Consider the following 12,983-nt stretch of genomic DNA (forward strand, 5'->3'; position numbering starts at 1 on the left):
TTAATCTAAATACCTCCAAGTTTGAATCGTAATTTATAAAAGAATTACTCTCCTATTAATCTAATTTGCTGCTCGACATTTTTTAAAAGAATATCCATCTCTGCATAGCCATGATATCCTCTTTAATTATCAAATGATCAAAGCTACTATGTTCCACCTTTAATAACTTTTCTTTTCCTTCGAACATACCATGCCACTCTATCAAATCATCTACAAGGTTTTCACTCATAGATGGAAAAATGATTTTATAAACCTTCGAATAAGTACTTGGCGAATAGACACCACTAGCATCATTCCATTCTTCCCCATAGACGATACCATGCTCTCGTGCTTCGTATTGAGTTGGAGCCATTATACTCCATTTATAGGTATAACTATTGCCTCTATCAATATCCCCTCGCGTAGAAGCTTTTTCTCTTACCATTTCGGTACTCTGTTCAATATCCGAAAGCCTCACGATAGGTACATCAATATCATTTGTAGGTAGTTCTAGAGTCTCTTTCATGCCAAGCTGAATATATGGAATAGCTGCAGTAACAATAGCTAAAACAATAAATACATTTGATATCAATAAATTAACCTTGCGCATCCTCTTCCAAGGAGCAGCATGATCAATTGCATTACCTTCTTTTAGTTTATTTCTTAAAGAACGTATTCCAACTGCGGCACTTATTAAGCTATAAGTAAAATAAATAATTATAAATAAAGGCAGAGGTTGAATAATTTCACCTTCAACGAAGAATAAAGTAGGTGTGGAGTTAACAAATAAAAAAAAATAGATTAATCCAATTAGTATTAAAGTAATAATTGTTGCCAGTAAAGCACTACTAACAATCGTTTTTTCAAGAGCTTTGAGGGTATAGGCTTGTTCCTCAAGATCCGTATGTAATTCAGGGGCATTTAACTCAACTGGAGATGAAAACACACTAAACATTCCATACCTTGTAACATAAGACCAGTCACTTTCAGCATACATTTGCTGTTGCTCAAATGTAATCTCTTTATTATGTATTGCAACTATCCTGTACCTCGTCTCTTTAGGCTTCTCTTTAATAAAATGCACAAATATTGAGCCGACCTTTCTTAGATGCAACCCTTCCTTGGCCATATCGGTAAACCAACTCTCATGCTCACCAATACGCCAATAATTACTTGGTCTCAGTTTTAGTACTTTCATTCAAATCACCTTCTTTCAAAATTATTCCATCATTAACTAACGCTACTAACCGATTATATTCACTCTGCAGAGCTTCTTTCCCTTCATTTGTAATTATGTAATTTTTTCTTCTACCATCATCCTCCGATAGAGTTATTAAACCAGATTTTTGAATACGCACAAGAACTCCATAAAGTGTTCCAGATCCCATATTCACTCTTCCATGTGAAATCTCTGTTATTACATTCATCAGACTATATCTGTCATTTGGATTCATTAGTGCTAATAACACATAGTACATTGCTTCCGTCATAGGACCACTGTTATATTCCACTGCAAAGCCTCCTTAATCATGCAAAACGATATATCGTTTAACGCAATAGTATTATTTTCCAGTATAGTTGTCAAAAAAGTTTTGACTATTCAATCCATTTAAAAAGTCCATTTCCAGAAAATACAATGTTGTTTTAGAGCCAGGTTCTGGGCTGTAAAATGACATGCTGACAACCACATTACATCTTATTTAATTACTCCACTTCAACTGGATATTTATGTTAAAATATTAAAAAGTTTATTAAAGATTACACTTAAATAAACGGAGGAGTTTAGTTGAAGAACAAACTGATTCAAAAGGGGGGATTCATTGCATCCAGTAGAATTAATTGAATTGATGATAGTCGGCGGAATTTTACTAGTTGTTCTATTAGTTTCTTTTATTTTCAAAGGAATATGGAGAAAAATTATTCAGGGATTCGCTCTTCTATTTTGGGTGTCCTTTGTTCTCTTTTATTTTGTACGTCCATATTGGATTGATATTCAAATCGAAAAAAAATTAGGTTATATACAGATGCATTTGGAAGAACAGTACCCTGGGGAAACGTGGGAATATAGGACAGTGCCTCACCGTGAGGACGGCTATGAATCCTCGAATCCGTATTATATAGGCGTAATATTTGGTAGTGAACCACAAGTGGAATACAAATATTTCGCTCGTAATAAAAGTGATATTATCCAATCAGGATGGTATACATCTGAATTACAAAGTGACCAGAATGATTTATTACATTTAGAAGTTTTAGAAGAATAATTGCGGTTTATTATGAGGTTCCATCTTCTCTTATTGATTTGAATAGTAACTTCAATATTTTCATAATCATATTCAAACTAACGAGTTCTTTTATCTTATTGAAATAAGCTGCAGGTTAATGCCAGGAGGGGCGTTCTTTGTGAAAGAAATGAAATCACCACCTATTCAACCTAACTTGAGAAAACTATTATCCTTCGCAGCCTCGGAAAGGAATATCGAGAGAGAATATGGATTATATATCCAATCTCCAGTTCTAGCATTGTATGGATATGACTTTGAAGATGAAGTTGTCGGTTGTATAGGAATAGAGCTTTTAGGTCTAAAACGTTGTGAAATAAAACATATTGCAGTCTCTCCAAACCATAGAGGACAAGGTATAGGAAGTAAAATGATTAGTTTTATAAAAGTTAAACATTCATTAACTAGTATTTTTGCTGAGACCGATAAAGAGGCTGTGAATTTTTATAAGAATTGTGGATTTAAAATAAAGAGTTTAGGAGAAAAGTATCCAGGTGTGGAACGTTTCCAATGTATTTTAGAAAGTTAGTAAGTATTATGCTTATTCAACTGCCATGAATGATATACCTTTATTAAGGAATGAGATTATATTGAAGGGTTGTTAGTTAATGATATTAGTAAGCTCCTGTTTAGCAGGGTTAGAGGTAAGATATAATGGAACTCACAGTCTAAATAGTAAGTTACGTAAATTAGTAGAAGAAAATAAAGCAATTACAATATGTCCAGAATTACTGGGAGGATTTTCAACTCCCAGAGAACCTGCTGAAATAATAGGAGGAGACGGCGAAGACGTACTTGATGGAAAAGCTAAGGTTATTGAGAAGTCTGGTAGAGATGTTACTGAAATTTACATTAAAGGAGCTTATGCTACTCTAGAAAAGGCTAAAAAGATAAATGCAACGATAGTTGTTCTTAAAGAGAATAGCCCATCCTGTGGTAGTTTAATGATTTACAATGGTGAATTTAAGGGGAAGAAAATTATTGGAAATGGAGTTACTTCTGCCTTACTTAAAAGAAATGGAGTACAAGTAATATCAGAAGAACAATTTGTTGAAAATTCCCTTTAGTTATTCTACTCACATGGCAAAGGGGAATTACTATTAGAAGCAAAAGTAATTTTTTATACAATGTTTTTGACACTAAGTGCATATTTTACACTTATTAAAACAGCGTCCATAACCGATATTTCGGTCATGGACGCTATTTCTTATACTAGTTATTTGTTTAGTTTTTATTGTATGTGGAACCAAAATGCTTATTATTTTTTGATTAATTCTAATTCGACTGGAATAGAAGCTTCTACTTTTTCACCTTTTAGTGATTTCATTGCTGCTTCTACAGCTTTTTGACCGATTAAATCTGGTTTTTGAGCTACTGTACCAGCAAGTTTACCGTCTTCTACTGATTTTACTGCATCCCCTGTAGCATCAAAACCAACTACTAGAATATCTTTTCCAGCTGCTTCAATTGCTTCCAGTGCACCTAGAGCCATTTCATCATTATGTGCAAAAACTGCTTTTACATCTGGGTTACCTTGCAAAATATTCTCCATAACTGTTAAACCTTCTGCACGATTAAAGTTCGCTGTTTGTTTAGCAACAACTTCTAATTTACCATTTGCAATATTGTTAAATCCTTCACCACGATCACGAGCAGCAGAAGAACCTGCAATACCCTCAAGTTCAACGACTTGTGCACCTTCTCCAACTAACCCAAGTAAATATTCTCCAGCTAGTTCGCCTCCAGCAATATTATCAGAAGCAATATGAGCTACTACATCCCCACCTTCAGAACTGCGGTCAACTGTAATAACTGGAATATCAGCAGCATTTGCAGCTTCAACTGTTGGAACTACAGCTTCTGAATCTGTTGGATTAATAAGGATTAAATCTACCCCTTGTTGAATTAGATCTTCTACATCACTTGCTTGTTTTGTTAGTTGGCACTTATCACCAACTAGCGGACATTCTTGAATGGGTAAGAGTTTATACATTATTAAAGCTACCGAATAGACTATAAGTAATAAAACATTCTAAGGAGGTTTTTAATTTGGCACGTAGAGGAAATGGAAAGCCCCGTTTTTGCGTGTTCCCCGGGTATAATTGGTGTGGACCCGGTTGTAGCGGTCCTGGTGCGCCGATAAATGACGTAGATGCAGCTTGTAAAGCACATGATGATTGTTATAGAAGAGGAAATAATCGTTGTGAATGTGATCGCGAATTTCTCCGTCGTCTACATCCTAAAATAAACAATAATACTCAAAAGGGTAGACATGCTCGAACGCTCTATAATTATATGAAATTGCAAACAACTTTTACTTGTAAAAACTCTAGATACTAGAGAAATTTAATTCGTAATCTTTAAAGATAGCAAGCCCAAATATAATTCCTTTTGCTGGTTTTACTTAGCAATAAGTTTGTTTAGCAAGGACAAATTTGTTATTATTTTCACAGGCATATTATTGAAGGAGTCCTTATAGATGAATCAAGAGCAAGTAGAACAGTTTCAGCAGATGAAAAAGAAAATGACACGAATGATGCTGTTGTATAAATTTGCATTAAATGAGCTTGAAACAAAAATTGAAATTTTACGCGAAGAATTTCTAATGATCCATGAGTATAATCCAATAGAACATACAAATTCTAGATTGAAATCCCCAGAAAGTATATTGAAAAAACTTAATAGAAAAGGTAAGGGTATCTCAGTAGAAAGCATCAGAGAAAATGTGAAAGACATTGCTGGCATGCGGATAACTTGTTCTTTTATTTCTGATATTTATCGGGTGTTTGACATGTTAGAAAAACAAAGTGATATAAAAGTATTGAAAGTAAAAGACTATATCAAAAACCCAAAAAGCAATGGCTATAAGAGTTTACATGTTTTATTGGAAACTCCTGTTTTTATGTCGGACGGGAAGGAAATTGTGACAGTAGAAGTGCAAATACGAACTATTGCGATGGACTTTTGGGCAAGCCTTGAACATAAAATCTTTTATAAATACGACCAATTTGTACCAGAACAACTATTAATCGAGTTGAAAGAAGCAGCAGATTCCGCATTTGCACTAGATGAGAAAATGGAAAGATTGCATAATGAAGTTAAAATAATTAAAGGTGAAAATAAAATTAGCGAAGTAGATGAGTTAACCAAGTTACTAAGCAATTCAAACCAACAAATAACCATTCCTCCCGCTTTTTTAGAAATGCTAGAAAAAGTTAAATAAAATGGCTAGTTTAAAATATTATTAATTTCAATAAAAAAATCGGATAAAAAGACACCACGTCCTTTACATTCAAAACCTATTTTTAAGCTTTCCGAAGTGCTTTGGACAGACTTGTTGTTATATTATTACCATGTAAATTTTTAGGGATGCTGGTTGTGACCTATGTCACAACCAGCATCCCCTTTTTTCGGTAATCTTATGGCGTTTGTCCCGCATTAACGAGCAGTAGAATAGGTCCTTTTTTTGTTCATAAAAACGTGTGTAGTTTAAGAGTTTTTTGGATTAATCATCGAAATATTATTTTTTGCTTTTTTCCACTTCTTTCATAAATGCTTCTCCCTCTATATCTAAATTCGGAAGTATTTTATCTAACCACTTTGGTAAGTACCAAGCTGAGTTCCCCATTATAATCATTACTGCAGGTACAATAGCCATTCTTACTACAAATGCATCGAATAGAACACCAAATGTGAGTGCTAAGCCCATTGATTTAATCATTGGATCTGGTGCTAACATAAATCCAGTAAATACTGAAATCATTATTAAACCAGCAGCTGTAACTACTCCACCACTATCTCTCATCCCTGCTAAAACAGCCTCTCGTGCATTTCCTGTATGTGTAAAAACTTCACGCATTCTACTAACTAAAAAGACCTCATAGTCCATTGCTAATCCAAACAAAATTCCTATCACAATTACTGGTAAGAAACTTAATACTGGATCTGCAATAGGAAATCCAAATAAACCAATCAAGTTTCCATCCTGTACAATAAATACCGTAAATCCTAGAGTTGCACCTAATGAAAGTAGAAAGCCCAGAACTGCTTTTAATGGAACTAGAATAGATCTAAATACTAGTACTAATAAAACGAATGAAAATCCAATAATTAATAGAGCAAATACTGGCAATGCATCACTCAATTTTTGTGATATATCAATATTTACTGCTGTAGAACCTGTAACCATTAATGTTATATCATCGGATTTTTCCAAGAAATCGGACCTTTTTCTAATATCATTTACAAGATCTTTTGTTGCTGAATCGTTTGCCCCTGTCTCTGGAGTAATAGAAATAAGGTATAGCTCACCTGAAGGTCCAGGAATTGCAGGGCTAACACTTTTTACATTTGATAAACCACTTAACTCTTCTATAGTATCATTTAACGCCAATTGTAAATTGGTAGTTTCACTTGAGGTTTTAGCAACTACAAGTAACGTTGCATGATGGCCAGGTCCATAAGCTTCAGTTAGTAAATCATATGCTTTTCTTTCCGTTGTCTGTTCATTTTTCGAACCGTTATCTGGGAGACCAAGTTCCATATGGAGCATAGGAGTCGCAATTATAGCAAGAACTACAATTCCAACAATCGCAACCTTCCACGGGTGTTTTGCTACAAAATTCCCCCATCTATCGGAAGTAGTTTGTTTTTTATCACTTTTGATTTTGCTTAAAAAAGTATTTTTTCTATCTGGTCCTACTTTTTGGCCCATCATTCCTAAAAAGGCAGGAACCACAATAACTGCTATCAATATTGCCAATAGAACACAAAGTGCTGCAGAAAGACCCATCATAGTTAAAAATGGTATTTGTGCAACAGATAAACCTAATAGTGCAATAATGACAGTTATCCCCGCAAACACTACTGCACTTCCAGCTGTTCCAGTTGCAATTGCTACAGACTCTGAAACGGAGTATCCTTCTTTCCTTTGTTGTCTAAACCGAGTCATTATAAAGAGAGCATAATCGATACCTACTGCCAATCCTAACATTGCAGCTAAGGTTATCGAAACAGAAGTGATATCTAAATAATTTGTTCCAATCACTATCAATAATAGACCAATAGCTAGTCCTATAACTGCCATTAAGATTGGCATTCCTGCCGCTAAGAAGGAGACAAAAGTAATTGCCAATATAACATAGGCTACAACTACTCCAATAGCTTCTGTGATTCCTCCAATTTCCAGTTCAGAAAATACAACATCACCAGCTAACTCCGTTTGAATTCCAGCATCACGAGTCTCTTTTATATTCTCAATAATATTGTCCTTTGATTTTTCCGATACTTTATCGGCTGCCACATCGTAAGCAACAACAGCATAACCGATTTTTTTATCTTTACTTAAATTACCTAATTCAACCGGAGTAACTACAGAAACAACATGTTTATCTTTGTCTTTTATCGCTATCAATGTGTCTGTAATTACTTTGTTAACCTCTTCGGAATCTAAGGTTTTATTTTCCGGTGCTTTTAATACTAACTGTACTTGACCACCTGTATTAGATGGAAATTCTTTTTTCATGAGTTGAAGCGCTTTTTCTGATTCTGTTCCTGGTATAGTCATTTCTTCCGAAAAATTTGGTCCCAAATTTAGTGCAAAGATTGCTATAACAATCAGAATCGCTAATGTACTGCCGATTACTTTTTTGTTATTGTTTGCTGCCCATTTACCTAACTTGTAAAGATACTTTGCCATTTAAAGCTTCCTCTCATCCTAATATTACCCTCCCTATTAAAACAACGAGTTATTATTTATACATCCTGTTGTTTTAATGGCACAGAAATAGTATATTAAAGCTATTGAAAGATAACAATAAACAATGTTGAACTACCTGTTATTAAAAGAACATTTTTTAAAACTACTGTCCAATTAAAGACATAATAAATTAATTTGAATAATAAGTAGGAGGAGAAATACATGGTAGGCATAAAAGGAAACCGAAGAACCCTATATAGTAAAAAAGTAATTATAGATGCTTTTTTACTATTACTTCAGGAAAAAAACTTAAATAAAATTACAGTAACTGAGATTTGTAAAGAAGCTGATATTAATCGCGGAACTTTTTATTCTTATTACAATGATCCGTTTGATTTAATGAGAAGTATTGAAGATGAAATGATAGAGAATATGATGAGTAAAATAAATAATTCAGGAGACGACTCCCTTTATGGAGTTTTGAATTTAATAATTGAAAACAAAGAGTTCTGCAAAATCATTTTAAATGAAAAAAGTAGCTCTCGAGTATTTAATACAATTTTGAACTTTACTTATGAAAATTCAATCGCAGAAAAGAAAAAGTTACCAAATGCTAATGATACATATTTAGAATATTATTTCTCATTTTCAACAGGAGGAACCATCGAAGTAATACGAAAATGGTTAAATGATGATATGAAAATTCCCGTTGAAGAAGTTGTACAAATATTAGAAAGTATGTACGTTTCGTAACTATTTCCTCTATTAATAATTGGACATCTCTCTAGACTAAATATCCATTACACCTCCTTCATTTTTCATAAGCTAAATAGATAGACAAAATAAATGGAGGAGTTTTTAAATTGAACAAATCAAATAAAGTCTTTTCAAGTTCTCATCAACATAAAAAGCGACCAAATATTCTTTTTATGATTGTAGATGAAGAGAGATTTCCGACTGTTTACGAAACAGAGGCAATAAAAGAATGGCGAATGAAAAATTTAAAAACACAAGAGCTTTTAAGAAATAATGGGATGACATTTTTAAATCATTATATTGGAAGTACGGCTTGTTCACCAAGCAGGGCAACTCTTTTTACTGGACAATATCCATCACTTCACGGTGTGACACAAACAACTGGTGTTGCTAAAGGCGCATTCGACCCTGATGTATTTTGGTTAGATCATAATACGGTTCCTACTTTAGGAGAATACTTTCGTACTGCAGGGTATCAAACCTATTGGAAAGGCAAATGGCATCTTTCCGATGAGGATATTCTAATCCCTGGTACACATAATGCCCTACCTAGCTACAACACTAAAACTGGTGTATCTAATCGTGCACAAGAACAGCTTTATGAACACGCCAATCGATTGAACAATTATGGTTTCGATGGTTGGATTGGTCCTGAACCTCATGGGTCAAATCCTCGAAACTCGGGGTCTTCTGCTGGTGTCGGGATAAGTGGTCGGGATGAGGTTTATGCAGCCGAGGTCGTCGATTTAATTCATTCGCTTGAGAAAAATGCACATTCAGATGACAATCAGCCCTGGCTCATTGTGTCCTCCTTTGTAAATCCACATGATATTACTCTCCTTGGACTTTTCACTCGATTTAATCCCTCATTTAATTTTGAAATTGATCCGACTCTCCCTTTTGTTCCACCTGCTCCTACAGCTAATGAAAACCTACTCACTAAACCATCTGCTCAGTTGAGTTATCGTGATGTATATCAACAAGCACTACAGCCTACCTTCGATTCACTACTTTATCGACAGCTTTACTATTCTCTTCAAAAAAAGGTAGACGATGAGATGTATAAAGTATTTCAGGCTCTTCATTCTTCTGTTTTTTATGAGGATACGATTATCGTTTTTACAGCAGATCATGGAAGCCTAACTGGAGCTCACGGTGGTTTATTTCAAAAATGGCATAATGCTTATGAAGAATCCCTGCACGTCCCACTAATTATTCATAGCTCGAAGTTTTCTACTACAATGGAAACTGACATGATCACTAGCCATTTGGACATTATCCCAACACTCCTAGGTCTCGCAAATATCGATGTTACCGATGTTCAAAATGAGCTCAAAAAAAGCCATACCGAAGTGCATCCCTTGGTAGGACGAGATCTCTCCGAATTGCTAAATGGGAATAACAAATTCACTCGAGCAAACGAACCTATATATTTTATGACGGATGATGAAGTAACGAAAGGATTGAACCAATTTACTGTAACTGGAAAACCATATGAATCAGTAATTCAACCGAATCATTTAGAAACGGTGATCTTGAAATTGCCTACTGGAAAAGAAAAAACAGAAGAGATATGGAAGCTTACTCGTTATTTTGATAACTCTCAATTTTGGAGTAATCCTGGAATAGATGATAAAGAGATAGATCTGAAAGATTCCCAACCAGTTTCAGATACGAAGGAAGTTGCTATTTGTATAACAACAACTAAGCAATCCCCAGTCGAAGATCAGTATGAATTATATAATGTTACAAGGGACCCAATGGAAGAATGCAATCTTGCATTTCATTTAAATGAAACACCTGAGTCAAAAGTGATTCAGAAAATAATAGTAAATATTCTCCATGAACAATCCACTCAAAAAAGATTAACTCCAACGAGTGGAATTAGTGGAATTGTTCCAGGTATGCCGAGCTGTGATCACTAATTCGCTCTCGTCTAATTTTAATCTTGTATTCCTTTTTTGCCTTTTGTAAAAAACTTTTTTAAAGTGTCACAAATCATTCTCCAGCTCCGTCTTAAGTTATGAACTAACAGAGGAGGGATTCATCTTATGGAAGGAACATGGGATGTTGTAATAGTTGGTGGTGGTTTGGCGGGTTATGTTGCAGCTAATTATTTGGCTAGAACAGGGATGTCTACACTAATCATTGAAAAAGATAAAAAAGTTGGTGGTAGAGCTAGAACGGATAAGATTAATCAGGAGTTTTTTAATCTGGGCCCACATGCACTTTATGCAAAAGGAAACGCTGTACCTATTCTTCAAGAACTCGGCATAGAACTATATGGTAAGTCACCAAAATTACAGGGATTATTAATAAATGACCAGGTGGAATATGCTACTCCTTTTAACCCACTAGGAGTATTTACAACTGACTTTTTGAGCTGGAAAGAGCGTGCGGAGTGGTTGAAGGTTTTATTGAAACTTAAAAGTACGGATATCGAAAAGCTTTCAGAGCAAACTTTTCAACAATGGATTCAACAATTAACCAATTCCAAAAATATTCAAGCTCTACTCCTTATTCTCGGTAGGCTAGCAACCTACTGTCATGCCCCAGAGAAAGTAAGTGCAAGTGTCATAGTTGCCCATCTACAGATGGTAATGAAGGGTGTACTTTATATAGACAAAGGATGGCAAACAATTATTGACCAGCTACACAACAAGGCGGTTTGCTCTGGAGTACAAATACAAACAGGCATAATAGTTAATGAAATTAAAAGAGTAGACAATATTTTTAGGTTGTCTCTTTCTACTAAAGAGGAGTTAACATGTAAGTATTTACTCAGTACAACCAGCCCTCAAGAGCTTATGAAAATGTTAGGTGAAAATATCACGCAAATGCAAATGGATTTCTTTACTAAGCTATTACCTATAAAGGGGGCTGCTTTAGATGTCGCACTAAGACAGCTTCCTAAACCAAATCGATTTTTTGCTATGGAAATAACGGAGCCTTTTTACTATTCTGTTCATTCAAATGCAGCTATTCTTTCCGAAAACAAAAATACTATCGTGCTTCACGTTTTCAAATATCTTCACCCAAATGATAATATAGATGGAAAAGAACTTAAATACGAGCTAGAGCAATTTTTAGAAAAGATACAGCCTGGCTGGCAAGAAAACAAAATTTCAAGCCGTTTTATGCCTACTATTACGGTGAATCAACGCTTACCTCAAATAGGAGATGAAAAAAAGTTACAGCGTTCTAAATTGGAGATTTCCGGATTATATTTAGCAGGGGACTGGGTCTCATCTCATTCCATTTTGGCTGAAGGAGCAGTAAGTAGCGCAAAACAAGCTGCGGAAGAAATAATAGAAAAAGAGCAGAGGTGATATTGTGCAAATTACCAATGAACTTTACCAACAGTATAAATCTTTATTGTTTTCTATAGGTTATCGTATGCTAGGATCTGTAGTAGAAGCCGAAGATCTTGTACATGAAGTTTTTTTAAAAGTCTATCAAGTTGAGGAAGACAAAATTGAAAACGTAAAAGCCTATCTTTGTAAGATGATGACAAACCGTTGTATAGATAGCTTAAAGTCTTCACGGTACAAAAGGGAAAAATATGTGGGCCCATGGAACCCTGAACCCTTATTGTTTGAGGAAACACATGCTCTTGATCCATTTGATAATGTTCTACAAAAAGAAGGTTTAAGTATTGCTTACTTAAGGATGATGGAGCATTTGGCACCAGATGAAAGAGCAGCTTTACTATTAAGAGAAGTCTTTGAATTCTCCTATTCAGAAATTGCAAATGTCTTAGAGAAGAAAGAGGATAACTGCCGAAAAATATTAAGTCGAGCGAAGCAAAAAATCTCTGGTATAGAAAGTGAAAGTCTAAACTTTGAAAATAACAAGTCTATTATTAACCGATTTATCCATGCTTTTGAACAACAACATATGAATATATTACTAGAGCTTTTATCCGAAAATGTTACCCTCTATTCTGATGGAGGTGGAAAAGTAAAAGCAGCTATACGTCCTATTCATTCTTTACCGAGGGTGTTGGCGTTTTTATATGGTATTGCGAAGAAGACCTCTCCAGATTATTATTTTGTGATAAAAAATGTCAATGGTCAGCCTGCAATGATAAATTATATGAATAATAATTTACACAGTGTCATCAGCTTTTACATTGAGGGTGACAAAATTAATGAATTTTATATTGTAATGAACCCAGATAAATTGAGACTTCAATTAGTGGATGATTTCTTCTCTCCCATTACGGAAAATTGAACCCAGACGATATTTTTTATAAAGAACTCAAAAAC

13 protein-coding genes are annotated in these 12,983 nt (G+C 34.6%); 9 read left to right on the forward strand and 4 right to left on the reverse strand.

All coding sequences use genetic code 11. The features are described from left to right. Positions 1–82: 82 nt before the first annotated feature. On the reverse strand, positions 83–1,177 hold the full coding sequence (locus ACQCPR_RS15865; protein WP_427137505.1) for a DUF2812 domain-containing protein: 1,095 nt from the start codon (positions 1,175–1,177) through the stop codon (positions 83–85). After that, positions 1,149–1,490 carry a PadR family transcriptional regulator gene (locus ACQCPR_RS15870; protein WP_427137506.1) on the reverse strand — a complete coding sequence of 114 codons (342 nt, stop codon included), beginning with the start codon at positions 1,488–1,490 and terminating at the stop codon, positions 1,149–1,151. Before ACQCPR_RS15870 ends, ACQCPR_RS15865 begins: the two co-directional genes overlap by 29 nt. Positions 1,491–1,799: 309 nt before the next feature. On the opposite strand from ACQCPR_RS15870, the gene ACQCPR_RS15875 reads away from it, so the two are divergent. The 3 genes from ACQCPR_RS15875 (at position 1,800) to ACQCPR_RS15885 (ending at position 3,328) form a co-directional block, all read left to right on the forward strand. Next, positions 1,800–2,243, forward strand: a complete 444-nt coding sequence (locus ACQCPR_RS15875) for a hypothetical protein (protein ID WP_427137507.1) — start codon at positions 1,800–1,802, stop codon at positions 2,241–2,243. A 148-nt stretch (positions 2,244–2,391) separates the two neighbouring features. Further along, positions 2,392–2,790 (forward strand): GNAT family N-acetyltransferase, encoded by a 399-nt coding sequence (locus tag ACQCPR_RS15880; protein ID WP_427138958.1) that lies wholly within the window; start codon positions 2,392–2,394, stop codon positions 2,788–2,790. Positions 2,791–2,869: 79 nt separating this feature from the next. Continuing rightward, on the forward strand, positions 2,870–3,328 hold the full coding sequence (locus ACQCPR_RS15885) for a DUF523 domain-containing protein (protein ID WP_427137508.1): 459 nt from the start codon (positions 2,870–2,872) through the stop codon (positions 3,326–3,328). A 191-nt stretch (positions 3,329–3,519) separates the two neighbouring features. Here ACQCPR_RS15885 and ACQCPR_RS15890 read toward each other — a convergent pair whose 3' ends face one another. Next, positions 3,520–4,254 (reverse strand): substrate-binding domain-containing protein, encoded by a 735-nt coding sequence (locus tag ACQCPR_RS15890; RefSeq protein WP_427137509.1) that lies wholly within the window; start codon positions 4,252–4,254, stop codon positions 3,520–3,522. Between the two features lie 92 nt (positions 4,255–4,346). On the opposite strand from ACQCPR_RS15890, the gene ACQCPR_RS15895 reads away from it, so the two are divergent. Next, positions 4,347–4,601, forward strand: a complete 255-nt coding sequence (locus ACQCPR_RS15895) for a phospholipase (RefSeq protein WP_333474081.1) — start codon at positions 4,347–4,349, stop codon at positions 4,599–4,601. Between the two features lie 139 nt (positions 4,602–4,740). Beyond that, a complete protein-coding gene (locus ACQCPR_RS15900; RefSeq protein ID WP_093495173.1) occupies positions 4,741–5,484 on the forward strand; it encodes a GTP pyrophosphokinase in 744 nt (247 codons plus the stop codon). 297 nt (positions 5,485–5,781) lie between these two features. Here ACQCPR_RS15900 and ACQCPR_RS15905 read toward each other — a convergent pair whose 3' ends face one another. Further along, a complete protein-coding gene (locus ACQCPR_RS15905) occupies positions 5,782–7,959 on the reverse strand; it encodes an MMPL family transporter (RefSeq protein WP_427137510.1) in 2,178 nt (725 codons plus the stop codon). A gap of 222 nt (positions 7,960–8,181) precedes the next feature. Between ACQCPR_RS15905 and ACQCPR_RS15910 the strand changes: the two genes are divergently transcribed. The 4 genes from ACQCPR_RS15910 (at position 8,182) to ACQCPR_RS15925 (ending at position 12,948) form a co-directional block, all read left to right on the forward strand. Then, the gene (locus tag ACQCPR_RS15910) at positions 8,182–8,712 is read left to right on the forward strand and encodes a TetR/AcrR family transcriptional regulator (RefSeq protein WP_093495175.1); all 531 of its coding nucleotides are present in this window, start codon (positions 8,182–8,184) and stop codon (positions 8,710–8,712) included. A 110-nt stretch (positions 8,713–8,822) separates the two neighbouring features. Continuing rightward, positions 8,823–10,640 carry a sulfatase-like hydrolase/transferase gene (locus ACQCPR_RS15915; protein ID WP_427137511.1) on the forward strand — a complete coding sequence of 606 codons (1,818 nt, stop codon included), beginning with the start codon at positions 8,823–8,825 and terminating at the stop codon, positions 10,638–10,640. A gap of 126 nt (positions 10,641–10,766) precedes the next feature. After that, complete coding sequence (locus ACQCPR_RS15920; RefSeq protein ID WP_427137512.1) at positions 10,767–12,044, forward strand: phytoene desaturase family protein; 1,278 nt, start codon at positions 10,767–10,769, stop codon at positions 12,042–12,044. A 4-nt stretch (positions 12,045–12,048) separates the two neighbouring features. Further along, on the forward strand, positions 12,049–12,948 hold the full coding sequence (locus tag ACQCPR_RS15925) for an RNA polymerase sigma-70 factor (RefSeq protein WP_427137513.1): 900 nt from the start codon (positions 12,049–12,051) through the stop codon (positions 12,946–12,948). Positions 12,949–12,983: the final 35 nt, after the last annotated feature.

Origin of the sequence: Psychrobacillus psychrodurans (assembly GCF_050209195.1) — a bacterium.
Lineage (GTDB): Bacteria > Bacillota > Bacilli > Bacillales_A > Planococcaceae > Psychrobacillus > Psychrobacillus psychrodurans.